The sequence below is a fragment of the Enterobacter cloacae complex sp. IR5450 genome (genome assembly GCF_049238665.1).
In the GTDB taxonomy this organism is placed as follows: Bacteria; Pseudomonadota; Gammaproteobacteria; order Enterobacterales; family Enterobacteriaceae; genus Enterobacter; species Enterobacter hormaechei_C.
Genome location: NZ_JBMKIC010000002.1, coordinates 97,433 through 123,460, shown reverse-complemented (window position 1 = coordinate 123,460; position 26,028 = coordinate 97,433). Strand labels below are relative to the sequence as shown.

The window sequence follows — 26,028 nt, the reverse complement described above, 5'->3', positions numbered from 1 at the left end:
TTTCACCCTCTCCCCTATGGGGAGAGGGCCGGGGTGAGGGGAAAATATGACCACACAACGCCCTTTGATTTCTATCTATATGCCGACATGGAATCGTCAGCAGCTGGCGATCCGCGCGATTAAATCGGTCCTGCGTCAGGATTACGATAACTGGGAACTGATTATCGTGGATGACTGTTCCTCCTCTTACGAACAACTGCAAAAGTTTGTAGAAGACCTGAACGACCCACGCGTGATGTACACGCACAACGCTATCAACTCCGGGGCGTGTGCGGTGCGCAACCAGGCGATTATGCAGGCGAAAGGGCAGTATCTGACCGGTATCGACGACGATGACGAATGGACGCCAAACCGTCTGTCGATCTTCCTGTCGCACAAAGCGCAGCTGGTGACCCACGCGTTTCTGTATGCCAATGACTATGTCTGCCAGGGCGAGGTCTATTCGCAGCCGGCCAGCCTGCCGCTGTATCCGAAATCACCGTATTCCCGCCGCCTGTTCTACAAGCGCAACATTATCGGCAATCAGGTGTTTACCTGGGCATGGCGCTTTAAGGAGTGCCTGTTCGATACCGAGCTGAAGGCCGCGCAGGATTACGACATTTTCCTGCGGATGGTGGTGGAGTACGGCGAGCCGTGGAAGGTGGAAGAGGCCACGCAGATCCTGCACATCAATCACGGGGAGATGCAAATCACCTCGTCGCCGAAGAAATTCTCGGGCTACTTCCATTTTTACCGCAAGCACAAGGACAAGTTTGACCGTGCCAGCCGAAAGTATCAGCTCTTCACCCTGTATCAGATCCGTAACAAGCGCATGAACTGGCGCACGTTGCTGACGTTGCTGTCGGTACGTAACGGCAAGCGTCTGGCTGACGGGCTTCGGGGGAAATAATGTTTCTGGAAGATTGTCGCGCTAACAGCTGGAGCCTGCGCCCGTGCTGCATGGTTCTGGCCTACCGTATTGCGCACTTTTGCTCGGTGTGGCGCAAAAAAAATGTGCTGAACAATATCTGGGCCGCGCCGGTGCTGGTGCTGTACCGCATCATCACCGAATGCTTTTTTGGCTATGAAATTCAGGCCGCAGCCACCATTGGCCGCCGCTTTACCATTCATCACGGTTATGCGGTGGTCATCAACAAGTTCGTCGTCGCGGGTGATGATTTCACCATTCGCCACGGGGTGACGATCGGCAACCGCGGGCCGGACAGCCTGGCCTGCCCGGTCATCGGCAATAACGTCGAGCTGGGTGCCAACGTAGTGATGATTGGGGACATTACCGTGGGCAATAACGTGACGATTGGCGCAGGCAGCGTGGTGCTGGACAGCATTCCGGACAACGCGCTGGTGGTGGGCGAGAAAGCCCGCGTGAAGGTGATAAAATGAACATTCTGCAATTTAACGTACGCCTCGCAGAGGGCGGGGCGGCAGGCGTAGCGCTGGATCTGCACCAGCGCGCGCTGCAAAAAGGATTACAGTCGCGCTTCGTTTACGGTTACGGCAAAGGTGGCAAGAAAAGCGTCAGCCATGATAACTATCCGCAGGTGCTGAAGCAGACGCCACGTCTGACCTCCATCGCCAATATCGCGCTGTTCCGCCTGTTTAACCGCGACCTGTTCGGCAACCTGAACAATCTCTACCGCACCGTCACCCGCACTCGCGGCCCGGTTGTGCTGCACTTTCACGTGTTGCACAGCTACTGGCTGAATCTGGAAGAGGTGGTGGCGTTTTGTGGCAAGGTGAAGGCGCATAAGCCGGATACCCGATTCGTCTGGACGCTGCACGACCACTGGAGCGTGACCGGACGCTGCGCCTTTACCGACGGCTGCGAAGGCTGGAAAGATAACTGTCAGAAATGCCCTACGCTCAGCAACTACCCGCCGGTGAAGATCGATCGCGCGCATCAGCTGGTTGAGGGTAAGCGTCAGCTGTTCCGCGATATGCTCTCGCTCGGCTGCACCTTTATCTCCCCAAGCCAGCACGTGGCGGATGCTTTTAATAGCCTGTACGGAGCAGGGCGTTGCCAGATCATCAACAACGGTATTGATGTGGCGACGGAAGCGATCCTGGCCGAACTGACGCCCGTAGCCGTTACCGCCGGTAAGCCGAAAATTGCGGTCGTCGCCCATGACCTGCGTTACGACGGCAAAACTAACCAGCAGCTGGTGCGCGACATGATGGCGCTCGGCGACAAGATTGAGCTGCATACCTTTGGCAAATTCTCCCCGTTTGAAGGCGCTAACGTGGTGAACCACGGGTTTGAAACCGACAAACGCAAACTGATGAGCGCGCTGAACGGTATGGACGCGCTGGTGTTCAGCTCCCGCGTGGACAACTACCCGCTGATCCTGTGCGAAGCGCTTTCCATCGGCGTGCCGGTGATTGCCACCCACAGCGACGCCGCGCGGGAAGTGCTGGAGAAATCCGGCGGTAAAACCTTCAGTGAAAACGAGGTGCTGCCGCTGGTGCAGTTGTCGAAGGCCGATATCGCGCAGGCTGTTTTTGGCACTGACCTGGAATCGTTCCGCAACCGCAGCCGTAAAGCGTACAGTGGACAACAGATGCTGGAGGAGTATGTCTCGTTCTATCAGAATCTGTAGTTATCTGCTGCTGCCGCTGATCTACCTGCTGGTCAACGTTAAGATTGCCCAGCTCGGCGAAAGCTTCCCGATCACTATCGTCACCTTCCTGCCGGTTCTGCTGTTGCTTTACGTTGACAAGCTTAACCTCAAAAAGCTGATGATTGCGCTGGGCATCGGGTTTGGTCTTACGGCGTTTAACTACATCTTTGGTCAGTCGCTGGACGCCAGCAAATATGTCACCTCCACCATGCTGTTTGTTTATATCGTTATCATTATTGGCATGGTGTGGAGTATTCGCTTTAAAACTATTTCTCCGCACAATTATAGGAAAATCCTCAGGTTCTTTTATATTGTCGTCGGGCTGATTGTTGTGCTTGCGGCAATGGAGATGGCGCAAATTATTCTCACAGGCGGAAGCAGCCTGATGGAAATAATTTCGAAATATCTTATATACAGTAACAGCTATGTACTGAACTTCATTAAGTTTGGTGGCAAGCGTACAACCGCGCTCTATTTTGAACCGGCGTTTTTTGCTCTGGCATTAATCTCAATTTGGCTCAGCATCAAACAGTTCGGTATCAAAACCCCCAAGACCGATGCTATGATTCTTGCAGGAATCGTTCTGTCAGGGTCGTTCTCCGGGGTAATGACGTTTATTCTGTTTTACCTGCTGGAGTGGGCGTTCCAGTACCTGAACAAAGAGGCGATTAAGAAAAAACTGCCGCTGGCGATAATCTCTCTGACGGTATTTTTAGTGGGCGTGATATTTGCGTTTCCGTACATTTCTGAGCGTCTGGGTGATTTGGGAACGGAAGGGTCATCGTCCTATTATCGCATCATTGGTCCACTGGTGATGGTGGGTTATTCCTTAACCCATATAGATGGCGTAGTAAGATTCGGCTCACTTTATGAATATGTTGCATCATTCGGAATTTTTAACGGTGCGGATGTCGGTAAAACCATAGACAATGGTCTGTACCTGTTAATTATCTATTTTTCCTGGTTCGCCGTACTGTTGACACTGTGGTATCTGTTTAAAGTTTTCAAAATGATGATTAACGCGTTTGGTGATAACCAGAACTTTCGCGTGCAACTTTATCTGTTCACACCGGTGTCGTTGTTTTTTACCGGGTCAATATTTAGCCCGGAATATGCATTCTTAATTGTATGTCCGTTTATTTTGCGCAAGGCGCTGAATATTACGAGCGTATGACGAAATGAGGTGATTTATGTTTCTTAGCGTCATTACTGTCGCCTTTCGTAACTACGAAGGGGTGGTAAAAACCTGGCGCTCGCTGCGCAACCTGGCGCGCGATCCGAGCCTCACGTTTGAGTGGATCGTGGTCGATGGCGGCTCGAACGACGGCACGGCGGAGTTCCTGGAAAAACTCAACGGTGAGTTCAACTTACGTTACATCAGCGAGAAAGATAAAGGCATTTACGATGCCATGAATAAAGGCATCAACATGGCGCAGGGGCGTTACGCCATCTTCCTCAATTCCGGCGATGTGTTCCATGAAGATGTGGCGCTGTTTGCCCGTCAGCTGGCGCGCCAGAAAGAAGATGCCATGTTTATCGGTGATGCGCTGCTTGATTTCGGCGAGGGGAAAAAAGTGCTGCGCGGTGCGAAACCAGGCTGGTATATCTACCACAGCCTCCCGGCCAGCCATCAGGCTATTTTCTTCCCAATGAGCGGCCTGAAAAAACAGCCTTACGATTTGCGCTATAAAGTGTCATCAGATTATGCCCTGGCCGCCAGCCTTTACAAATCTGGCTACCCGTTCCGTCGAATTAAAGGACTGGTATCTGAATTTTCAATGGGCGGCGTGTCAACCTCAAATAATCTGGAACTGTGCCAGGATGCAAAAAACGTGCAGCGTAAAATATTACGCGTGCCAGGGTTCTGGGCGGAATTATCTTATTTCTTACGTCTGAAAACGACGGGTAAAGCGAAAGCCTTATATAACAAAGCCTGAGATATAAGGAAACGTAATGCAGGAATTAAATGGATTCTCCGTACCTAAAGGTTTTCGGGGAGGGAGCGGTATTAAAGTTCAACTGTGGTGGGCTGTACAGGCAACGTTATTTGCCTGGTCGCCGCAAATACTGTACCGCTGGCGCGCATTTTTACTGCGTCTGTTTGGCGCAAAAATAGGAAAAAACGTAGTCATTCGACCTTCGGTGAAAATTACTTATCCCTGGAAATTAACGCTTGGGGATTACGCCTGGGTTGGGGATGACGCAGTGTTATATACCCTTGGTGAGATTACGATTGGCGCAAATTCGGTGGTTTCACAGAAGTGTTATTTGTGCACCGGCAGCCACGATTTTATGAGCCCGCATTTTGATATTACCGCTTCGCCTGTTGTGATCGGTGAAAAATGCTGGCTGGCAACAGACGTCTTTGTTGCACCCGGTGTTTCTGTTGGCGATGGCACGGTAGTCGGTGCCCGCAGCAGCGTTTTTAAATCGCTTCCGGCAAATAAAATTTGCCGTGGCAACCCCGCAGTGGTGATACGCGAACGCGTTGAAACTGAAAAACTTTGATAAGTACAGAGGAATATAAACATGTCTAAAGTCGCTCTCATCACCGGCGTTACCGGGCAGGATGGTTCTTACCTGGCAGAATTGCTGCTGGAAAAAGGGTATGAAGTTCACGGTATTAAGCGTCGTGCCTCTTCATTCAACACCGAGCGTGTCGATCACATTTACCAGGATCCGCATGCGGCAAACCCGAAATTCCATCTGCACTACGGCGACCTGACCGATACCTCCAACCTGACCCGTATCCTGCAAGAAGTACAGCCGGATGAAGTGTACAACCTGGGCGCGATGAGCCACGTTGCGGTTTCCTTCGAGTCCCCGGAGTACACCGCTGACGTGGACGCCATGGGTACGCTGCGTCTGCTGGAAGCGATTCGCTTCCTGGGTCTTGAGAAGAAAACCCGCTTCTACCAGGCATCTACCTCTGAGCTGTACGGTCTGGTGCAGGAAATTCCACAGAAAGAGACCACGCCGTTCTACCCGCGTTCTCCGTACGCTGTGGCGAAACTGTACGCCTACTGGATCACCGTGAACTACCGTGAATCCTACGGCATGTACGCCTGTAACGGCATTCTGTTCAACCACGAATCTCCACGTCGCGGCGAAACCTTCGTGACCCGCAAAATCACCCGCGCGATCGCTAACATCGCTCAGGGCCTGGAGTCTTGCCTGCACCTCGGCAACATGGATTCCCTGCGTGACTGGGGCCATGCGAAAGACTACGTGAAAATGCAGTGGATGATGTTGCAGCAGGAGCAGCCAGAAGACTTCGTGATTGCGACCGGCGTGCAGTACTCCGTACGTCAGTTCGTTGAGATGGCTGCGGCACAGCTGGGCATCAAGCTGCGCTTCGAAGGCACCGGCGTGGAAGAGAAGGGTATCGTTGTTTCCGTGACCGGCCATGACGCACCGGGCGTGAAGCCAGGCGACGTGATTGTCCAGGTTGATCCGCGTTACTTCCGTCCTGCTGAAGTGGAAACCCTGCTGGGCGACCCAACCAAAGCGCACGAGAAGCTGGGCTGGAAACCAGAAACCACCCTGCAAGAAATGGTATCCGAGATGGTGGCCAAAGATCTTGAAGCAGCGAAAAAACACTCCCTGCTCAAGTCTCATGGCTACGAGGTTGCCATCGCGCTGGAGTCCTGAGAATGACAAAACAACGTATTTTTGTCGCCGGTCATCGCGGAATGGTGGGTTCCGCGATTGTTCGCCAGCTGGAACAGCGCGGTGACGTGGAGGTGATTGTTCGCACCCGCGACGAGCTGAACCTGCTTGACAGCAAAGCGGTGCAGGACTTCTTCGCCAGCGAACGTATCGACCAGGTGTATCTGGCGGCGGCGAAGGTGGGCGGCATTATCGCTAACAATACCTACCCGGCGGATTTCATCTACGAGAACATGATGATTGAGAGCAACATCATTCACGCGGCGCATCTGCACAACGTGAACAAGCTGCTGTTCCTCGGCTCATCTTGTATCTACCCGAAAATGGCGAAGCAGCCGATCGCCGAGAGCGAACTGTTGCAGGGCACGCTTGAAGCCACCAACGAGCCGTATGCGATTGCCAAAATTGCCGGGATCAAGCTGTGTGAATCCTACAACCGTCAGTATAACCGCGACTATCGCTCGGTGATGCCGACCAACCTGTACGGACCGCACGACAACTTCCACCCGAGCAATTCCCACGTGATCCCGGCGCTGCTGCGTCGTTTCCACGAGGCGACTGCCGAAAACGCCCCGGACGTGGTGGTGTGGGGCAGCGGTACGCCAATGCGCGAGTTCCTTCACGTGGACGATATGGCGGCGGCCAGCATTCACGTCATGGAGCTGGATCGCGAAGTGTGGCAGGAAAACACCGAGCCGATGCTGTCGCACATTAACGTCGGGACCGGCGTGGACTGCACCATTCGCGAGCTGGCGCAGACCATCGCGCAGGTGGTGGGCTACAAAGGACGCGTGGTGTTTGACGCCACCAAACCGGACGGCACGCCGCGCAAGCTGCTGGACGTGACCCGTCTGCATCAGCTGGGCTGGTATCACGAGGTCTCACTGGAGCAGGGGCTGGCCAGCACCTACCAGTGGTTCCTGGAAAACCAGCACCGCTTCCGGGGGTAATGATGTTTTTAAGTCAGGAAGATTTTGCCACGGTAGTGCGTTCCACTCCGCTGATCTCAATTGATTTGATCGTGGAGAACGAACGCGGCGAGTTCTTGCTGGGGAAACGAACCAATCGTCCTGCACAGGGCTTCTGGTTCGTGCCCGGCGGGCGCGTGCAGAAGGATGAGACGCTTACAGATGCGTTTGAGCGTCTCACTCTGGCGGAACTGGGCCTGCAACTGCCGATGGCAGCGGGCCAATTTTACGGGGTCTGGCAGCACTTCTATGACGATAACTTTTCAGGCACCGGGTTCACCACGCACTACGTCGTGCTGGGGTTCCGCCTGAAGGTGAGTGAGGCAGACCTGCGTCTGCCTGATTCTCAGCATGACGATTACCGCTGGTTAACGCCAGAGGCGCTGCTGGCAAGCGACAACGTCCATGACAACAGTCGGGCGTACTTCCTTGCGGAACGTCAGGCCGAGGTGCCAGGTCTATGAAAATCCTCGTCTACGGAATTAACTACTCGCCGGAGCTTACCGGTATCGGGAAATACACCGGCGAGATGGTCGAGTGGATGGCGAGCCAGGGACATGACGTGCGGGTGATTACTGCCCCGCCGTATTACCCGGAGTGGAAGGTAGGCGAACGCTATTCCAGCTGGCGCTACCGCCGCGAAGAGGGCGCCGCGACCGTCTGGCGCTGCCCGCTCTACGTGCCGAAACAGCCCTCGACGCTGAAACGTTTAATTCATCTGGGCAGCTTTGCCCTGAGCAGTTTCTTCCCGCTGATGGCGCAGCGTCGCTGGAAGCCGGATCGCATCATCGGCGTGGTGCCGACCCTGTTCTGCACGCCAGGCATGCGCCTGCTGGGAAAACTCTCCGGCGCGCGCACCCTGCTGCACATTCAGGATTATGAAGTGGACGCCATGCTCGGGCTGGGTATGGCCGGGAAAGGCAAGGGCGGCAAGGTGGCGAAGCTCGCCAGCGCCTTTGAGCGCAGCGGCCTGCACAACGTGGATTACGTCTCGACCATTTCGCGCTCGATGATGAACAAGGCGCAGGAGAAGGGCGTCCCGGCGGAAAAAGTGATCTTCTTTCCGAACTGGTCCGAAGTGGCGCGCTTCCGCGATGTGACAGACCAGGATGCGCAGGCGTTACGCGCGCAGCTCGGGTTGCCTGCTGAGCAAAAAATCATTCTTTACTCAGGCAACATCGGCGAAAAACAGGGGCTGGAGAGCGTGATTGACGCCGCGCTTCAGCTGAGCGAACACCCGTGGATGTTCGTGATAGTCGGGCAGGGCGGCGGTAAAGCGCGGCTGGAAAAAATGGCCAGCGAGCGCGGACTGACCAACATCCGCTTCTTCCCGCTTCAGTCTTATGACGCGCTGCCCGCGCTGCTGAAAATGGCGGATTGCCATCTGGTGGTGCAAAAACGCGGCGCGGCGGATGCGGTGCTGCCGTCCAAGCTGACCAACATTCTGGCAGTGGGCGGAAACGCGGTGATTACGGCAGAAGCCGCAACAGAATTAGGCCAGCTGTGCAACAGCTACCCGGGCATTGCCGTTTGCGTGGAGCCTGAATCGGTTCCTGCGCTGGTGACCGGAATTGAGCAGGCACTCGCCATGCCAAAAGAGAACACGGTGGCACGTGAATATGCCGAACGCACGCTCGAGAAAGAGAACGTGCTGAGCCAATTTATTGCAGATATACGGGGATAAATCATGAGTCAAACCACTTTGTATCCGGTCGTAATGGCGGGTGGATCCGGGAGCCGGTTGTGGCCACTGTCCCGCGTGCTTTATCCAAAACAATTTCTGTGCCTGAAAGGCGACCTCACCATGCTGCAAACGACGGTTAACCGTCTGCACGGCGTGGAGTGTGAAAGCCCGGTGGTGATCTGTAACGAGCAGCACCGCTTTATCGTTGCCGAGCAGCTGCGCCAGCTGAACAAACTGACCGAAAATATCATTCTGGAGCCTGCCGGACGCAACACGGCGCCTGCTATTGCCCTTGCGGCGCTGGCGGCAAAACGCAGCAGCCCGGACTGCGACCCGCTGATGCTGGTGCTGGCGGCTGACCACGTCATCCAGCAGGAAGAGGCCTTCCGCGACGCGGTACGCGCCGCGATTCCTTACGCTGAGAACGGCAAGCTGGTGACCTTCGGCATCGTGCCGGATCTCCCGGAAACCGGCTATGGCTACATTCGCCGCGGCAGCGTTACGCCTGGTGAAGGCGACAGCGTGGCCTTTGACGTGGCGCAGTTTGTCGAAAAACCGAATCTGGAAACCGCGCAGGCGTATGTCGCCAGCGGTGAATACTACTGGAACAGCGGTATGTTCCTGTTCCGCGCCGGTCGCTACCTGGAAGAGCTGGAAAAATATCGCCCGGATATCTTAAGCGCCTGCGAAAAAGCGATGGCGGTGGTGGATCCGGATCTCGATTTTATCCGCGTGGACGAAGAAGCCTTCCTCGCCTGTCCGGAAGAGTCCATTGACTATGCGGTGATGGAACGTACGGCAGATGCGGTAGTGGTACCGATGGATGCGGGCTGGAGCGACGTCGGCTCCTGGTCGTCACTGTGGGAGATCAGCGCGCATACCCCGGAGGGTAACGTCCATCACGGGGATGTGATCAGCCACAAAACGGAAAACAGCTACGTCTACGCCGAATCTGGCCTCGTCACTACGGTAGGGGTGAAGGATCTGGTGGTCGTGCAGACCAAAGACGCGGTGCTGATTGCCGACCGTAATGCCGTGCAGGACGTTAAAAAAGTGGTGGAGAAGATCAAGGCCGATGGCCGTCACGAACACCATATTCACCGTGAAGTCTACCGCCCGTGGGGCAAATATGACTCCATCGACGCTGGCGAGCGTTATCAGGTGAAACGCATCACCGTGAAGCCGGGAGAAGGGCTGTCGGTGCAGATGCACCATCACCGCGCCGAACACTGGGTGGTGGTGGCAGGGACCGCCAAAGTGACCATCGACGGTGAAGTGAAGCTGCTCGGTGAAAACGAGTCCATTTATATTCCGCTGGGCGCCACGCACTGTCTGGAAAACCCGGGGAAAATTCCGCTCGACTTAATTGAGGTGCGTTCCGGCTCCTATCTGGAAGAGGACGACATCATCCGCTTCCAGGATCGCTACGGGCGCGTGTAGCACTCCGCATCATGCCCGGTGGCGCTGCGCTTACCGGGCCTACGAATGAAAAAAATAAATTTGGCCATTACATGGTCAGGGCCAACTGTTGCCTGAAAAAGGGGTCATCATGGAAAAATTAACCTGTTTTAAAGCCTACGATATTCGCGGCAAGCTGGGCGAAGAGCTGAACGAAGACATTGCGTGGCGCATCGGCCGCGCGTACGGCGAATATCTGAAACCACAAACTATCGTGCTGGGCGGCGACGTGCGTCTGACCAGCAAATCCCTGAAGCTGGCGCTGGCGAAAGGGCTACAGGACGCGGGCGTCGATGTGCTGGACATTGGCCTTTCCGGTACCGAAGAGATCTATTTTGCCACCTTCCACCTGGGCGTGGATGGCGGTATCGAAGTGACGGCCAGCCATAACCCGATGGACTACAACGGCATGAAGCTGGTGCGCAAGGGCGCGCGTCCTATCAGCGGCGACACCGGCCTGCGTGACGTGCAGCGTCTGGCCGAGGCCAACGACTTCCCGCCGGTGAATGAAGCCACACGCGGCAGCTATAAGCAGATTAACCTGCAAAAAGAGTACATCGACCACCTGCTGGGCTACATCAACGTGGCGAACCTCAAACCGCTGAAGCTGGTGATTAACTCCGGCAACGGCGCGGCAGGCCCGGTTGTCGATGCACTTGAAGCCCGCTTTAAGGCGATGAACGTGCCGGTGACCTTCGTCAAAGTGCACAACGCGCCTGACGGCAACTTCCCGAACGGTATTCCTAACCCGCTGCTGCCGGAGTGCCGCGACGACACCCGCAACGCGGTGATTGAGCACGGCGCCGATATGGGTATCGCCTTTGACGGCGACTTCGACCGCTGCTTCCTGTTCGACGAGAATGGGCAGTTTATCGAAGGCTACTACATCGTTGGCCTGCTGGCGGAAGCGTTCCTCGAGAAAAACCCGGGGGCGAAAATCATTCACGATCCGCGTCTTTCCTGGAACACCGTCGACGTGGTGAAGGCCGCGGGCGGCGAGCCGGTGATGTCCAAAACCGGCCACGCGTTTATCAAAGAGCGTATGCGTGAGGAAGACGCCATCTACGGCGGCGAGATGAGCGCCCACCACTATTTCCGTGATTTTGCCTACTGCGACAGCGGGATGATCCCGTGGCTGCTTGTGACCGAGCTGCTGTGCCTGAAAGGGCAGAGCCTGGGCGAACTGGTGCGCGACCGCATGGCGGCGTTCCCGGCGAGCGGTGAGATCAACAGCAAACTGGCACAGCCCGCTGAGGCCATTGCCCGCGTGGAACAGCACTTTGCCATTCATGCGCTGGAGATTGACCGTACCGACGGTATCAGCATGGCGTTCCCGCAGTGGCGCTTCAACCTGCGCTCCTCCAATACCGAGCCGGTGGTGCGCCTGAACGTGGAGTCCCGCGCCGATACCGCGCTGATGGAAGCCCGAACGAAGGACATTCTGGCGCTGTTGAATCAGTAAAAAGAAAACCTTACCCCTCACCCTAACCCTCTCCCCAAAGGGGAGAGGGAACTTGAACACCCTCTCCCCTTTGGGGAGAGGGCCGGGGTGAGGGGCGAGGGGTAAGGTTTAGAACTAAAGGAACAACGATGACAAATCTAAAAAAGCGCGAACGAGCGAGAACGAATGCATCGTTAATCTCTATGGTGCAGCGTTTTTCTGATATCACCATCATGGTCGGCGGACTGTGGGCGGTGTGTTGGGTCAGCGGGCAGTCGTTCTTATACATGCACTTGCTGATGGCGTTGATTGCGCTGGTGGTGTTTCAGATGATCGGCGGCATGACCGATTTCTATCGTTCATGGCGCGGCGTCAAAATGACCACCGAACTGATGCTGCTGCTCCAGAACTGGACCTTAAGCCTGATTTTCAGCGCAGGCCTGGTGGCGTTCAGCCATGATTTTGATAACCGTCTTGTGACCTATCTCTGCTGGTATCTGTTAACCAGCATTGGCATGGTGGTCTGCCGCTCGCTGATCCGCTTTGGCGCGGGCTGGCTGCGCAACCGCGGGTATAACCGTCGCTTCGTTGCCGTGGCGGGCGATCTGCCGGTGGGACAGGTGTTGCTCGACAGCTTCCGCAAAGAGCCGTGGTTAGGTTTTGAAGTGGTCGGGATTTATCACGACGCGAAGCCCGGCGGCGTACCGTCCGACTGGGCAGGTAACTACGAACAGCTTATTGACGATGCGAAAACCGGCAAAATTCATAACGTCTACATCGCCATGCAGATGAAAGATGAATCCCGCATCAAGAAACTGATGCGCGAGCTGGCGGATACCACCTGCTCGGTGATCCTCATCCCGGATGTCTTCACCTTCAATATTCTCCACTCCCGTATTGAAGAGGTGAACGGGGTACCGGTTGTTCCGCTGTACGACACGCCGCTGTCGGGGATTAACCGCGTGCTGAAGCGCGTGGAAGATATCGTGCTTTCGTCTCTGATCCTGCTGCTCATCTCCCCGGTGCTGTGCTGTATTGCGCTGGCGGTGAAGCTCAGCTCGCCGGGGCCGATCATCTTCCGTCAGACCCGCTACGGCATGGACGGTAAGCCGATCATGGTGTGGAAATTCCGCTCCATGAAGGTGATGGAGAACGACAAGGTGGTGACCCAGGCGACGCAGAACGATCCGCGCGTCACCCGCGTGGGCAACTTCCTGCGCCGTACCTCGCTCGATGAGCTGCCGCAGTTCATCAACGTGTTCACCGGCGGGATGTCCATCGTCGGGCCTCGTCCTCACGCCGTGGCCCATAACGAGCAGTACCGTACCCTGATTGAAGGCTACATGCTGCGCCATAAGGTGAAGCCAGGCATTACCGGCTGGGCGCAGATCAACGGCTGGCGCGGCGAGACCGACACGCTGGAAAAAATGGAAAAACGTATCGAGTTCGACCTGGAGTACATCCGCGAGTGGAGCCTCTGGTTCGATATCAAGATTGTTTTTCTGACCATTTTCAAAGGTTTCGTGAACAAAGCGGCGTACTAAGATGAGCTTACGAGAAAAAACCATCAGCGGTGCGAAATGGTCAGCCATGGCCACCATCGTCATCATTGGCCTCGGCCTGGTGCAGATGACGGTGCTGGCGCGCATTATCGATAATCACCAGTTTGGTCTGCTGACCGTCTCGCTGGTGATTATCGCCCTGGCCGATACGCTGTCGGACTTTGGTATCGCCAACTCCATTATCCAGCGCAAAGAGATCAGCCATCTGGAGCTGACCACCCTCTACTGGCTGAACGTCGGGCTGGGTATCTTCGTTTTTGTGCTGGTGTTCCTGCTGAGCGATGTGATTGCCGGCGTGCTGCATAACCCGGACCTGGCGCCGCTGATGCGCACCCTGTCGTTCGCTTTCGTGGTGATCCCGCACGGGCAGCAGTTCCGCGCGCTGATGCAGAAAGAGCTGGAGTTCAACAAAATCGGCATGATTGAGACCAGCGCCGTGCTGGCGGGCTTTACCTTCACCGTGGTCAGCGCCCATTTCTGGCCGCTGGCGATGACCGCCATCCTCGGCTACCTCGTTAACTCTGCCGTGCGCACGCTGCTGTTCGGCTTTTTTGGCCGTAAGATTTATCGCCCGGGGCTGCATTTTTCGCTGGCATCTGTTTCATCCAACTTGCGCTTCGGCGCGTGGCTGACGGCAGACAGCATTATCAACTACGTGAATACTAACCTCTCCACGCTGGTACTGGCGCGCATTCTGGGCGCGAGCGTCGCGGGTGGCTACAACCTGGCGTATAACGTCGCGGTTGTCCCGCCGATGAAGCTCAACCCGATTATTACCCGCGTCCTGTTCCCGGCGTTCGCCAAAATTCAGGACGATACCGAGAAGCTGCGCGTGAACTTTTATAAGCTGCTCTCCGTGGTGGGGATCATCAACTTCCCGGTCCTGCTGGGGCTGATGGTGGTCGCCAGCAATTTCGTACCGCTGGTGTTTGGCGAGAAGTGGAACAGCATCATCCCAATCCTGCAACTGCTGTGCGTCGTGGGGCTGCTGCGCTCGGTGGGGAACCCGATTGGTTCTCTGCTGATGGCAAAGGCGCGCGTGGATATCAGCTTCAAGTTCAACGTGTTTAAAACCTTCCTGTTTATTCCGGCAATTATTGTGGGCGGGCACATGGCGGGCGCCATTGGCGTGACGCTCGGCTTCCTGCTGGTGCAAATCGTCAATACCGTGCTGAGCTACTTCGTGATGATCAAACCGGTGCTGGGCTCCAGCTACCGTCAGTACATCCTCAGCCTGTGGCTGCCGTTCTATCTCTCCTTACCGACGCTTGCGGTGAGCTACGGCCTGGGCGTGGTGCTCAACGGACATCTGCCGCTGGCGGCGCTGCTTGCGGTGCAGGTCGCGGCAGGCGCGCTGGCGTTTGGCGTGATGATTGTGCTGTCACGCAATGCGCTGGTGGTCGAGATGAAGCGCCAGTTTTGCCGTAACGAAAAAATGAAAACGCTGCTTCGCGCAGGCTAATTTTACGAGGCCATTATGAAATTACTTATTCTTGGCAACCATACCTGCGGCAACCGTGGCGACAGCGCCATCCTGCGCGGTTTACTGGATGCAATTAACACCCTTAAGCCTGAGACAGAAGTGGATGTGATGAGCCGTTATCCGGTCAGCTCATCCTGGTTACTGAACCGCCCGGTGATGGGCGACCCGCTCTACAGCCAGATGAAACAGCACAACAACGCTGCGGGCGTGATGGGGCGCGTGAAGAAAGTCCTGCGTCGCCGCTACCAGCATCAGGTGCTGCTTTCTCGCGTAACCGACACCGGCAAGCTGCGCAACATCGCCATCGCGCAGGGCTTTACCGATTTTGTGCGTCTGCTGTCCGGCTATGACGCGATTATTCAGGTGGGCGGTTCGTTCTTCGTCGACCTGTACGGCGTGCCGCAGTTTGAGCATGCGCTTTGTACATTCATGGCGAAAAAGCCGCTGTTTATGATTGGCCACAGCGTCGGGCCATTCCAGGATCCGCAGTTTAACCAGCTGGCGAACTATGTCTTCGGCCACTGCGACGCGCTGATCCTGCGTGAATCGGTCAGCCTCGACATGATGAAGCGCAGCGAAATCGACACCACCAAAGTGGAGCACGGTGTGGACACCGCCTGGCTGGTGGATCATCAGGATGACAGCTTCCAGGCCAGCTACGCGGTACAGCACTGGCTGGACGTGGCGGCAAAGCAGAAAACCGTCGCCATTACCCTGCGTGAACTTGCGCCGTTCGATAAACGCCTCGGCACGACCCAAGCGGCGTACGAGAAAGCCTTTGCCGACGTGGTGAACCGCGTGCTGGACAGCGGTTACCAGGTGCTGGCGCTCTCCACCTGTACCGGTATCGACAGCTACAACAAAGATGACCGTATGGTGGCGCTCAACCTGCGCAACCTGGTGAACGATCCGTCCCGCTATCACGTGGTGATGGACGAGCTAAACGACCTGGAGATGGGCAAGCTGCTCTCTGCCTGCGACCTGACCGTGGGCACGCGTCTGCACTCGGCTATTATCTCGATGAACTTCGGCACGCCAGCCATCGCCATCAACTACGAACACAAGTCCGCGGGCATTATGCAGCAGCTCGGTATGCCTGAAATGGCCGTCGATATTCGTCATCTGCTGGACGGATCGCTGGGTGCGATGGTGGGCGACACGCTCGGCCAGTTGCATGCGATCAACGAACGTCTGGCGGTGGCGGTAAAAGCCGAACGCGAAAAAGGTATTGGCATGGTGAAATCCGTACTCGACCGCGTCCGGGAGGGGAAATGAAGGTTGGTTTCTTCTTACTGAAATTTCCGCTGTCGTCTGAAACTTTTGTGCTGAACCAAATCACCGCGTTTATCGATATGGGGTATGACGTGGAGATTATCGCCCTGCAAAAGGGCGATACGCAAAACACCCATGCGGCGTATACCCGGTATGGGCTGGAGGCAAAAACCCGCTGGTTGCAGGATGAACCCGCCGGACGGATGAACAAATTGCGCCATCGCGCCGGACAGACGCTGCGCGGCCTGCATCGCGCCTCGACGTGGCGGGCGCTGAATATGTCGCGCTATGGGGCGGAGGCCCGCAACCTGATCTTATCCGCCATTTGCGGGCAAACGGCCCAGCCGTACCGGGCCGATGTCTTTATCGCCCACTTTGGCCCGGCGGGCGTAACGGCGGCAAAACTGCGTGAGCTGGGGGTGATTGACGGCAAAATCGCAACCATTTTCCACGGTATCGACATCTCCAGCCGGGAAGTGCTGAACCACTACACACCGGAATATCAGCAGCTGTTTCGCCGTGGCGACATGATGCTACCGATAAGCAACCTGTGGGCCGGGCGCCTGAAAACCATGGGGTGCCCGAGCGAGAAAATCACCGTTTCACGCATGGGCGTGGATATGGAACGTTTCACTCAGCGACCGGTTAAGGTGCCGGGCAAGCCGCTGCAAATTATCTCTGTTGCCCGCCTGACCGAAAAGAAAGGGCTGCACGTAGCCATCGAAGCCTGTCGCCAGCTGAAGGCGCGTGGTGTGGACTTCCACTACCGCATCCTGGGTATCGGGCCGTGGGAGCGTCGCCTGCGCACGCTGATTGAACAGTATCAGCTGGAAGACGTGGTCGAGATGCCGGGCTTCAAGCCGAGCCACGAAGTGAAAGCCATGCTTGATGACGCGGATGTGTTCCTGCTGCCTTCCGTAACCGGCGCCGACGGCGATATGGAAGGCATTCCCGTGGCGCTGATGGAGGCGATGGCGGTCGGCATTCCGGTAGTCTCGACCCTGCACAGCGGGATCCCGGAGCTGATCACCTCTGAGCATTCCGGCTGGCTGGTCCCTGAAAACAATGCGCTGGCGCTGGCGGATCGTCTGGCCGCGTTCAGCAATATCGATCAGCAGACGCTGATCCCTGTGCTGCAAAATGCGCGGCAAAAAGTTGAAGCAGAATTCAATCAGCAGGTGATTAATCGCCAGTTAGCGAGCCTGCTGCAAACGCTGTAACGCTGAGGTTGTATGCTGAAAAAGATTACCCGACGCCGATTTGTCTCTTCTTTATCCGTCCTGGCTGCCATGCCGCTGCTGTCGCCCCGCGCTGCGCGGGCGGCGACCGGGAAGACGGTTTCTGTCGATCGCTACAACAATAACGACTGGATCGCCGCCTTTAAGCAGGCATTTACCGAGGGCGATACCGTTGTTGTTCCCGCCGGGTTAACCTGTGAAAACATCAATACCGGCATTTTCATTCCTGATGGCAAAACCCTGCTGATCCGCGGTGCGCTGAAGGGCAACGGCCGTGGGCGGTTTGTGCTCCAGGAAGGCTGCAAGGTCATTGGGGAAGGAGAGGGGCGCACGCATAACATTACGCTGGACGTGCGTGGCTCCGACTGTGTCATTAAAGGGCTGGCGATGAGCGGCTTCGGCCCCGTCACCCAGATCTACATTGGCGGTAAAAAGCCGAGAGTGATGCGTAACCTGCTTATCGATCGCATTGTCGTGAGCCAGGCCAACTACGCCATTCTGCGCCAGGGTTTCCATAATCAGGTGGATGGTGCGCGCATTACCAACAGCAAATTCAGTCATTTGCAGGGTGACGCGATTGAGTGGAACGTGGCGATTAACGACCGTAACATCCTGATCTCTGACCACGTGATCGATAACATCAACTGCACAAACGGCAAGATCAACTGGGGCATAGGCATTGGGCTGGCTGGCAGCACGTACGAGAATGACTATCCGGAACAGCAGACCGTTAAAAACTTCGTGGTGGCGAATATCACCGGCAGCAACTGTCGGCAGCTGGTGCATGTTGAAAACGGTAAACACTTTGTGATCCGTAATATCAAGGCCAGCAATATTACTCCCGACTTCAGTAAAAAGGCCGGAATTGATAACGCAACGGTAGCTATTTATGGTTGTGATAATTTCGTTATCGATAATATCGATATGGTGAACAGCGCCGGAATGTTAATCGGGTATGGCGTGATCAAGGGCGATTATCTGTCGATACCGCAAAACTTCAAACTTAACGATATTCTCCTGGATAACCGACAGCTTGCCTATAAGCTGCGCGGGATACAGATTTCCTCCGGCAATGCCACGTCGTTTGTTGCCATCACCAACGTCAACATGCAGCGGGCAACACTTGAGCTGCACAACAAGCCACAGCACCTTTTCTTGCGCAATATCAACGTGATGCAGGAGTCAACGACGGGGCCTGCGCTTAAGATGAACTTCGACTTGCGCAAAGACGTGCGCGGGAAGTTTATGGCCAAAAACGAGACGCTGTTGTCGCTTGCGAACATAAAAGCGGTTAATGAAAAGGGGCAGAGTTCGGTGGATATTGATCGGGTCGATCAACACGTGGTGAATACGGAACGGTTGAATTTTGCGCTGCCGCACAGGTGACGGTGGAAGCCTTAGGCGTATGCCATTCAATCTGATGTAACCCCTAAAAATTTGTTACTGAATTCAGCGGTTTTAAGGTTTATAATCCCTGAAATTACTTTGCAAGATTTGTTTAATCAACAGCGCTACCTCAGGGAAAGAAGCGATTGCCAGAGGTTCGCCAAACACACATAACGCATTGAGTGGATTATGAACGATAAGGTTTTGTTTATTGGCGCGTCTGGTTTTGTCGGCACTCGTTTAATCGAGATTTCCAAGACTGATTTTGATGTTACTAACTTCGACAAACAGCAGAGTCATTTTTATCCGGATATTACTGTCTCCGGTGATGTTCGTAATCAGGATCAACTCGATCAGGCGCTTGCTGGTTTTGAAACTGTCGTGCTGCTCGCCGCTGAGCACCGTGATGACGTTAGCCCAACATCGCTATACTATGATGTAAACGTACAGGGTACTCGTAACGTATTGTCTGCTATGGAAAAAAATAACGTTAAGAACATTATTTTTACCAGTTCTGTGGCTGTGTATGGTCTTAACAAAGTGAACCCTGACGAATCCCATCCCCATGATCCTTTCAACCATTACGGCAAAAGCAAATGGCAAGCGGAAGAAGTTCTGCGCGAGTGGTTTAATAAAGCTCCAGAGGAAAGATCCCTGACAATTGTCCGGCCTACGGTCATCTTTGGTGAGCGTAACCGTGGCAATGTGTACAACCTGCTTAAGCAAATTGCAGGGGGTAAATTCGCCATGGTAGGCGCTGGAACCAACTATAAGTCAATGGCTTATGTCGGTAACATTGTTGAATTTATCAAATTTAAGCTGACCAATGTTAAGCCGGGTTATGATGTCTACAACTATGTAGACAAACCAGACCTGAACATGAATCAGCTAGTTTCAGAAGTTGAGAAGAGTCTCAATAAAAAAATCCCTTCAGTTCATCTCCCTTACCCGCTTGGAATGTTAGGTGGGTATTGCTTTGATATTCTTAGCAAAGTTACCGGGAAAAAATATGCAATAAGCTCTGTGCGTGTGAAGAAATTCTGTGCAACTACACAGTTTGACGCGACCAAGGTACATAGCTCTGGATTTAAAGCGCCTTATACCTTATCTCAAGGTCTGGACCGTACGCTGAAGTATGAGTTCGTTCATGAGAAGAAAGATGACATCACGTTTGTATCTGAATAATGCCTCAAAGGTTGCGATTTGTCGGAAACAGAGGGCTGTGCGATTTTCGCGACAGGGTTTCCGATAATTCTGGGTCACACTTAATGCATACTCATGTTTGGTAATGTGAGTTTTAACGCGAAACGTGATTTGCATAAGACGTAGTAGACCTCTTAATCGGGCAATTTTCCTGATTAGGTCTATACTTCGTCAACCATTTTAAGGTGGAAGATAAAATGACCAATTTGAAAGCAGTTATACCGGTAGCGGGCCTGGGCATGCACATGTTGCCCGCCACAAAAGCCATTCCTAAAGAGATGCTGCCGATCGTTGACAAGCCGATGATTCAATACATCGTCGACGAGATTGTTGCTGCTGGGATTAAAGAAATCGTTCTGGTGACGCACTCTTCGAAGAATGCTGTTGAGAACCACTTCGACACCTCTTATGAACTCGAAGCGCTGCTTGAGCAGCGCGTTAAGCGTCAGCTTCTGGCAGAAGTTCAGTCTATCTGTCCTCCTGGCGTGACCATCATGAACGTGCGTCAGGCGCAGCCGCTGGGTCTGGGCCACTCCATCCTGTGCGCGCGTCCGGTGGTGGGTGATAACCCGTTCATCGTTGTTCTGCCGGATATCATTATTGATAACGCTTCTGCCGATCCGCTGCGTTATAATCTGGCGGCAATGGTCGCACGCTTCAACGAGACGGGCCGTAGCCAGGTGCTGGCGAAACGTATGAAGGGCGATCTCTCCGAGTATTCTGTTATTCAGACTAAAGAGCCACTGGAGACGGAAGGGCAGGTGAGCCGTATCGTTGAGTTTATCGAAAAACCCGATCAGCCGCAGACCCTGGACTCCGACCTGATGGCAGTCGGCCGTTATGTGCTGAATGCGGATATCTGGGCTGAGCTGGAAAAAACTGAGCCGGGTGCCTGGGACCGTATCCAACTGACCGATGCGATTGCTGAGCTGGCGAAGAAGCAGTCGGTTGATGCGATGCTGATGACCGGCGATAGCTATGACTGCGGTAAGAAAATGGGGTATATGCAGGCGTTTGTGAACTATGGATTGCGAAACATGAAAGAAGGGCAGAAATTACGTGAATTTGTCTTTAATTTGTTAAACAAAAGCAGTTAACATATCTGCTTAAGGTTCGGTGGTGAGGTCGTGCCACCGAATCTTTTTGGAAAAATGTTCGAACTACCAATACCTCCACTGCGAGGTTACTCATATCCAGTACATTGGTAACTGTTAAGCCAAGGGCGGTAGCGTCGCTTTTTTGAGCTCGATCAAAATGACTATTATTAATTTTATTTTTCCCCAACATGAAAATCTTCCTGAAATAAATCATTATATTGCTTATTTTTCTATGCAAGGTATCGTATGTTTTAAAAATTTGAAGGTAATGCCACGGACTATAGAAAAGACAGAAATGTACGTTGAATGGCATATCATGGGTACTCATTTTTACAATAGACCGCGATTTATTAATCAGGTTAACTGTAAAAGTTATTTAATCCATGAATACGCCTCCTTATCTACGGGTAAATATAAATTTATAAAATTAATAAAAGATTTAATTAAGCATAATTGCAGTCACCGCCCTGATTACCAGATATTCCTTAACGATTTTATACAATCAAAAATGGCAATAAATGGTGTGCTTGGCGAGTTAAGAGATATGGGGGTATCCGATGTTTTCATCCAGAATCGTAGCATAAATCCTGATAAATCAGTCGTGAACTATGATTTCGCCTATGTGGGTAGTATGTCAGCTGAGCGGAAACTAGAGAATTTTCTTGATTCAAAAATAATGAAAGGAAAGAGTATACTACTCATCGGCACGTCTCCAGATTATTTAATGACTAGATATGAAAATGATTTTAATATTAAATTTGCTGGGAAAGTTGAGCAATCTGAAATACCGTCTCTTCTCACCGATGTTAGAGTATGTATAAATTATGTGCCTGACGTTTACCCATATAATCGGCAGACCTCCACTAAATTAATTGAGTATCTTACGTTAGGTAAAGATGTTATAAGTAATAAATATAAATGGGTAATGGATTTTGTTATTAATAATAACTTAAATTATAAAATCATTGGTGATGAATTTATTTACATCTTCAATGATGGGAGTTACGTAGCCCCTGAGTGGACCTCTATTATATCCCATTTAAATATAACAAAAAAATTAACTAATAATGAATCTATTTAAAAATACAGCTCTTTTTAGTGCCGAAAGGTTACTACGCACAGGTCTTGGTTTTTTAGTGTCTGTTATGATTACTAAAGCATATGGTATCGAGATTTACGGTGAATATGCTTATTATTTTGCTATTGTAAATATATTTGGCGTGGCATTATCATTAGGTTTAGATGATTATTTCGTGAAATGTATTGCAGAAGGAAATAAATTACCATTTGCACTGCTTCATATAAGGATGGTTTTAAGTGGATTAGCTTTCTTCTGTTGTTGTTTGGTATTATTTTGGAAACGAGCTGGAATTGATTTCTGGATTGTTTCACTTTTATCTTGGACGTATATCTGGAATTGTTTCTATTTGTTGCTAATTATCCTTGATAAACCAAATAAATATAAAACAATACTTACTTTGATTTGTATCAGTTTGCTTTTTATTTTACTAAAATTTTTAGTATTGAATTTCGGATTCATTGTGTTTATGTGTACTACGTTGTTTGAGACGATGGTTACAACATTTATTTTATATTTATCTATTAAAGGGGTTTTTGAAGTAAAAAAAATAAATTTGCGTGTTGTTAAATCCATTATTAATTTATCGTTACCGGTCGGAATATCGTCATTATCAGTTATGTTATTTTATCGGTTTGATCAAATGATTGTTGAACATTACTTAGGTGTTAAGACATTGGGCGTATATGCTTTATCCGCAAGTATGATCCTCGCTGCAGGTTATCTTCAATCCGCATATGTTACTGGTATGTATTCAGCGATTGGTAATGCTAAGAACAATGGAAACAATATAGATATACAAAACGCACTCTTAAAAGCCTATCGCGGTGCTATTTATATCGGTCTATTTATTTATGTTGGGTATTTTATAGCTGGTCGATTTGTTATTATTTATATTTTCCCTGACTTATCCGTAAAACTGATATCTATCCTAGATGTCGGGATGCTTTCAATACTTTTTTCGGGATTGGCAGCCATTAATTCGCAATATCTCTTCTTTAATAATTATTCAAACAAACGCTTAATCAGAACACTTATTGCTCTTTCATTTAACGTCGTTTGGAATATGCTATTTATTCCTAAGTTAGGAGTTATGGCGGCTGTCTGGGGTTATTTAATTACGCAAATGATTATGGGAGTACTGTTAAATATTTTCGATAAGTTAACCAGGGAGTTATTCAAATTACAATTAAAGGCCATATTTACAGTCAGGGTAAAATAAACATGAAAAGAAATATTTCTTATATTATTAAATATATTTTTTCTCCAGTTAGTTTGTTTATATATATATTGTATAAATTCAAATTAATAAATTACAAAACCTCTACGCAATTATTAGCTTTTTTTCCAGGGGTAATTGGGTTGCTAATCAGACAGTTTTATTATGAACTATCTTTAAAATCATGTGGGAAAAATTTGAGAGTTTTTTGGGGCGCGTATATAGTGTACCCCGATGTTATAATAGGAAATAATTGTACTATAGAAGAGTTTTGTATTTTAAGTAAATGTGTCTTAGGTAATGATGTTATTCTCGCCGCGAGAGTGTCAATAATGAGTGGGGCAAAACACCATGATATAAATGATATAAAAAACACGTTTGGTGAAAGTAAGGCTGAATATCGAACTGTACAGTTAGGAAATAATTTATGGATCGGTACACATGCAGTCATTATGAATGATATAGGTAATAATACAGCAGTAGGAGCAGGCGCTATAGTTACAAACGTCATTCCTGATATGGTGGTTGCTGCTGGGGTTCCTGCACGTATTATAAAATATCGTGGGAAGTCATAATGCTTGCGACATTATCAAAATTATATATTCTATTGATATTGGTAATTTCACCTATTTTAACTTTATTTTCTCTTTTTGGATTACTTACTTTTTACCCCATTAGTTTCGTGGTTATTGGGTTTGGTTTGTTTTTGCTGCTATGCATTATGTTCACAGCATTGTATCGCGGAAATATTAGTGTATCGTTAGATGACTACCTAATTTTAGCTTCCTTTGTGTGGTTCTTTGTAATAATAATTTTACATAGCAACCTTTATTCTTATACTGAAGACGGACGCTATATATCCGCTTTGAGATATTATTCCCCTTTCTTTATTATCTCATTGTGTTGTTATTTTATATTCAAAAAAGGTTATGATTTTTTTAGAACACGTGTTGGATTATATTCTTTAATTCTCATGTATAGTGGTCTTGCTGTCATAACTATTTTATTTTTTGATTCACAATCCTTTAAGATAGATTTTTCAAAATTAATAGACCCATCATTTGTTGGTGTCTATCAAATCGTAAGCGACAGCTTAGCATTTACAGTGATATGTATGCTGTCTCTAAGCAGAACGTCGAAAACGTTAAAAATAGTTATTATCTTAATTACTTTATTCTTTTTGCTTATACTTAATGCTCGTTCGGGATTGATTGGTTTTTTATTAGCATTATGTTTTATTTTTAATGTTAAAAAGGTTGTAAGCGAAAAACCGATATTTATTATCGTTGGGTTATTGATTGCATTAATTTCACTTGTAATACTAATCCCTGATATTGAATTTATTCCCTCTTTCTTTGAAAATTATAATAGTAGAATATACAATATTTTCTCTGGGAATTTTAGCGATGACGCATCTTTTTTGGGCAGGATGAAACTGTTACTTCATTCTTTATCTATCATTGGCGAACATCCATTTTTGGGTAGTTTCGGTTCACAGGCTGAAACAGATATCGACGGATTTGGTGTACGTTGGGGTGCTTATACGCATAATATATTTGTTTACTGGGATCAATTCGGTATCATTGGTTTCGCATTTATTGTATTTGTTATATTAACAAGTTGGTATAATAATAAAAAACTCAAGAGAACTGCGGGAATTGATCTTTTCGCTTTAATCGTTTTAGTGCTATCTCAACAGCTTTTCTTGAAAAGTTTTACTTATTTTTATTTATTTGCAATGGCTGGACTTATTGAAGGCGCAAAATATGTTAGTAAGCATAATTATAACCACCAGAAACTCAAGTAGCTATATTGAAAAAACATTAGAAGCAATTGTATCCCAAACGTATAAGTCGTATGAAGTGCTTGTGATTGATGATGCAAGTGATGACCTTATTGAGTTGGAAAAAAAAATAGGAAATTACATCAACAAAATTACTATTAAGCTTATCAGACTGTGCACTAAAAGTAATGCTTCCGTTACACGAAACATAGGAATCAAAAATTCAGTAGGTGAAATTATTTGCTTTCTAGATGCAGATGATATTTGGTGTGAAAACAAACTACAAGTTGTTTCCGCTACTTTTGAAAAAGTTGGGAAAGAGCCTTTGATTGCATTTCACAAATCATTGAGGGGCACCTACAATGATATCGAAAACGGGAAAGCAAAGATAGTTCCTAAGACTGGGCCATCTAACAACAATATTATCGATTATCTATTAAATGAACATGGTGTTATACAAACATCTACCATAAGTATAAATAAAAATGCTGCAAAGATGTTAACATTTGATGAATCCCTTCCTCGTCATCAGGATGTTCAGTTTTGTTTTGACGCATATAAAAAAGAAGTTTCGTTCGTTTTTATAGATCAGATATTATCGCACTGGATTATTTTAGATCGCGCATTGAATGCACATACAAAGGGCGCAACTGTTGATTTTTGTGAAAAATGGCTAAACAAAAACAGAACCCTTTTAAGCGAAGAAAATATAATTAATTATCTTAGTAACGTTGTATTCTTGATTGCTATAAAAGAAAAAAATATTTTTCGAACTATTCCCATTAGTATATCCCTACTAGGTTGGAAAACAGTGATTGCTTGGAAAAAATTCTGCATTCTCGCCTGTGGTAAAATTTTAAATAAATAATGGC

Annotated in this window: 24 protein-coding genes; all 24 read left to right on the top strand. The window is 50.4% G+C overall.

Annotated features, from left to right (window positions below; translation table 11 throughout):
- Nucleotides 1–46 precede the first annotated feature (46 nt).
- The gene (gene wcaA, locus ACOTYB_RS02940) at nt 47–889 is read left to right on the top strand and encodes a colanic acid biosynthesis glycosyltransferase WcaA (RefSeq protein WP_017693085.1); all 843 of its coding nucleotides are present in this window, start codon (nt 47–49) and stop codon (nt 887–889) included.
- Entirely contained in the window at nt 889–1,380 is a 492-nt protein-coding gene (gene wcaB / locus ACOTYB_RS02935; RefSeq protein WP_003863505.1) for a colanic acid biosynthesis acetyltransferase WcaB, read from the top strand. Before wcaA ends, wcaB begins: the two co-directional genes overlap by 1 nt.
- Nucleotides 1,377–2,594 carry a colanic acid biosynthesis glycosyltransferase WcaC gene (wcaC, locus tag ACOTYB_RS02930; protein WP_058648587.1) on the top strand — a complete coding sequence of 406 codons (1,218 nt, stop codon included), beginning with the start codon at nt 1,377–1,379 and terminating at the stop codon, nt 2,592–2,594. The genes wcaB and wcaC overlap by 4 nt, the downstream gene beginning before the upstream one ends.
- Nucleotides 2,569–3,789: a colanic acid polymerase WcaD gene (gene wcaD, locus ACOTYB_RS02925; RefSeq protein WP_003863508.1), complete on the top strand. Its 1,221-nt coding sequence runs from the start codon at nt 2,569–2,571 to the stop codon at nt 3,787–3,789. Before wcaC ends, wcaD begins: the two co-directional genes overlap by 26 nt.
- Before the next feature lie 16 nt (nt 3,790–3,805).
- Nucleotides 3,806–4,552, top strand: a complete 747-nt coding sequence (gene wcaE / locus ACOTYB_RS02920; RefSeq protein WP_003863510.1) for a colanic acid biosynthesis glycosyltransferase WcaE — start codon at nt 3,806–3,808, stop codon at nt 4,550–4,552.
- Between the two features lie 16 nt (nt 4,553–4,568).
- Nucleotides 4,569–5,123 carry a colanic acid biosynthesis acetyltransferase WcaF gene (gene wcaF / locus ACOTYB_RS02915; RefSeq protein ID WP_015572376.1) on the top strand — a complete coding sequence of 185 codons (555 nt, stop codon included), beginning with the start codon at nt 4,569–4,571 and terminating at the stop codon, nt 5,121–5,123.
- A 21-nt stretch (nt 5,124–5,144) separates the two neighbouring features.
- A complete protein-coding gene (gene gmd / locus ACOTYB_RS02910) occupies nt 5,145–6,266 on the top strand; it encodes a GDP-mannose 4,6-dehydratase (RefSeq protein WP_003863514.1) in 1,122 nt (373 codons plus the stop codon).
- A gap of 2 nt (nt 6,267–6,268) precedes the next feature.
- Nucleotides 6,269–7,234, top strand: a complete 966-nt coding sequence (fcl, locus tag ACOTYB_RS02905; RefSeq protein ID WP_003863516.1) for a GDP-L-fucose synthase — start codon at nt 6,269–6,271, stop codon at nt 7,232–7,234.
- 2 nt (nt 7,235–7,236) lie between these two features.
- Entirely contained in the window at nt 7,237–7,716 is a 480-nt protein-coding gene (locus ACOTYB_RS02900; protein WP_003863519.1) for a GDP-mannose mannosyl hydrolase, read from the top strand.
- The gene (gene wcaI / locus ACOTYB_RS02895) at nt 7,713–8,936 is read left to right on the top strand and encodes a colanic acid biosynthesis fucosyltransferase WcaI (protein WP_022651482.1); all 1,224 of its coding nucleotides are present in this window, start codon (nt 7,713–7,715) and stop codon (nt 8,934–8,936) included. Before ACOTYB_RS02900 ends, wcaI begins: the two co-directional genes overlap by 4 nt.
- 3 nt (nt 8,937–8,939) lie before the next feature.
- Nucleotides 8,940–10,376 carry a mannose-1-phosphate guanyltransferase gene (gene cpsB / locus ACOTYB_RS02890; protein WP_003863522.1) on the top strand — a complete coding sequence of 479 codons (1,437 nt, stop codon included), beginning with the start codon at nt 8,940–8,942 and terminating at the stop codon, nt 10,374–10,376.
- Nucleotides 10,377–10,485: 109 nt separating this feature from the next.
- Complete coding sequence (gene cpsG, locus ACOTYB_RS02885; protein WP_220153209.1) at nt 10,486–11,856, top strand: phosphomannomutase/phosphoglucomutase; 1,371 nt, start codon at nt 10,486–10,488, stop codon at nt 11,854–11,856.
- 128 nt (nt 11,857–11,984) lie between these two features.
- Nucleotides 11,985–13,379 carry an undecaprenyl-phosphate glucose phosphotransferase gene (gene wcaJ / locus ACOTYB_RS02880; RefSeq protein WP_214623727.1) on the top strand — a complete coding sequence of 465 codons (1,395 nt, stop codon included), beginning with the start codon at nt 11,985–11,987 and terminating at the stop codon, nt 13,377–13,379.
- 1 nt (nt 13,380) lies between these two features.
- Nucleotides 13,381–14,859 carry a colanic acid undecaprenyl disphosphate flippase WzxC gene (gene wzxC, locus ACOTYB_RS02875; protein WP_003863527.1) on the top strand — a complete coding sequence of 493 codons (1,479 nt, stop codon included), beginning with the start codon at nt 13,381–13,383 and terminating at the stop codon, nt 14,857–14,859.
- 15 nt (nt 14,860–14,874) lie between these two features.
- The gene (gene wcaK / locus ACOTYB_RS02870) at nt 14,875–16,155 is read left to right on the top strand and encodes a colanic acid biosynthesis pyruvyl transferase WcaK (protein WP_063979043.1); all 1,281 of its coding nucleotides are present in this window, start codon (nt 14,875–14,877) and stop codon (nt 16,153–16,155) included.
- A complete protein-coding gene (wcaL, locus tag ACOTYB_RS02865) occupies nt 16,152–17,372 on the top strand; it encodes a colanic acid biosynthesis glycosyltransferase WcaL (RefSeq protein WP_023314466.1) in 1,221 nt (406 codons plus the stop codon). The genes wcaK and wcaL overlap by 4 nt, the downstream gene beginning before the upstream one ends.
- A gap of 12 nt (nt 17,373–17,384) precedes the next feature.
- Nucleotides 17,385–18,776: a colanic acid biosynthesis protein WcaM gene (wcaM, locus tag ACOTYB_RS02860; RefSeq protein ID WP_421765741.1), complete on the top strand. Its 1,392-nt coding sequence runs from the start codon at nt 17,385–17,387 to the stop codon at nt 18,774–18,776.
- 189 nt (nt 18,777–18,965) lie between these two features.
- On the top strand, nt 18,966–19,961 hold the full coding sequence (locus ACOTYB_RS02855; protein WP_045337622.1) for an NAD-dependent epimerase/dehydratase family protein: 996 nt from the start codon (nt 18,966–18,968) through the stop codon (nt 19,959–19,961).
- 215 nt (nt 19,962–20,176) lie between these two features.
- Nucleotides 20,177–21,076 (top strand): UTP--glucose-1-phosphate uridylyltransferase GalF, encoded by a 900-nt coding sequence (galF, locus tag ACOTYB_RS02850; protein ID WP_126525117.1) that lies wholly within the window; start codon nt 20,177–20,179, stop codon nt 21,074–21,076.
- A gap of 157 nt (nt 21,077–21,233) precedes the next feature.
- Nucleotides 21,234–22,157, top strand: a complete 924-nt coding sequence (locus ACOTYB_RS02845; RefSeq protein WP_126525116.1) for a hypothetical protein — start codon at nt 21,234–21,236, stop codon at nt 22,155–22,157.
- The gene (locus ACOTYB_RS02840; RefSeq protein WP_126525115.1) at nt 22,144–23,376 is read left to right on the top strand and encodes a polysaccharide biosynthesis C-terminal domain-containing protein; all 1,233 of its coding nucleotides are present in this window, start codon (nt 22,144–22,146) and stop codon (nt 23,374–23,376) included. The genes ACOTYB_RS02845 and ACOTYB_RS02840 overlap by 14 nt, the downstream gene beginning before the upstream one ends.
- A 2-nt stretch (nt 23,377–23,378) precedes the next feature.
- Nucleotides 23,379–23,948 (top strand): acyltransferase, encoded by a 570-nt coding sequence (locus ACOTYB_RS02835; protein WP_126490551.1) that lies wholly within the window; start codon nt 23,379–23,381, stop codon nt 23,946–23,948.
- Nucleotides 23,948–25,180 carry an O-antigen ligase family protein gene (locus ACOTYB_RS02830; RefSeq protein WP_409248743.1) on the top strand — a complete coding sequence of 411 codons (1,233 nt, stop codon included), beginning with the start codon at nt 23,948–23,950 and terminating at the stop codon, nt 25,178–25,180. The genes ACOTYB_RS02835 and ACOTYB_RS02830 overlap by 1 nt, the downstream gene beginning before the upstream one ends.
- The gene (locus ACOTYB_RS02825; protein ID WP_126525113.1) at nt 25,140–26,024 is read left to right on the top strand and encodes a glycosyltransferase family 2 protein; all 885 of its coding nucleotides are present in this window, start codon (nt 25,140–25,142) and stop codon (nt 26,022–26,024) included. Before ACOTYB_RS02830 ends, ACOTYB_RS02825 begins: the two co-directional genes overlap by 41 nt.
- Nucleotides 26,025–26,028: the final 4 nt, after the last annotated feature.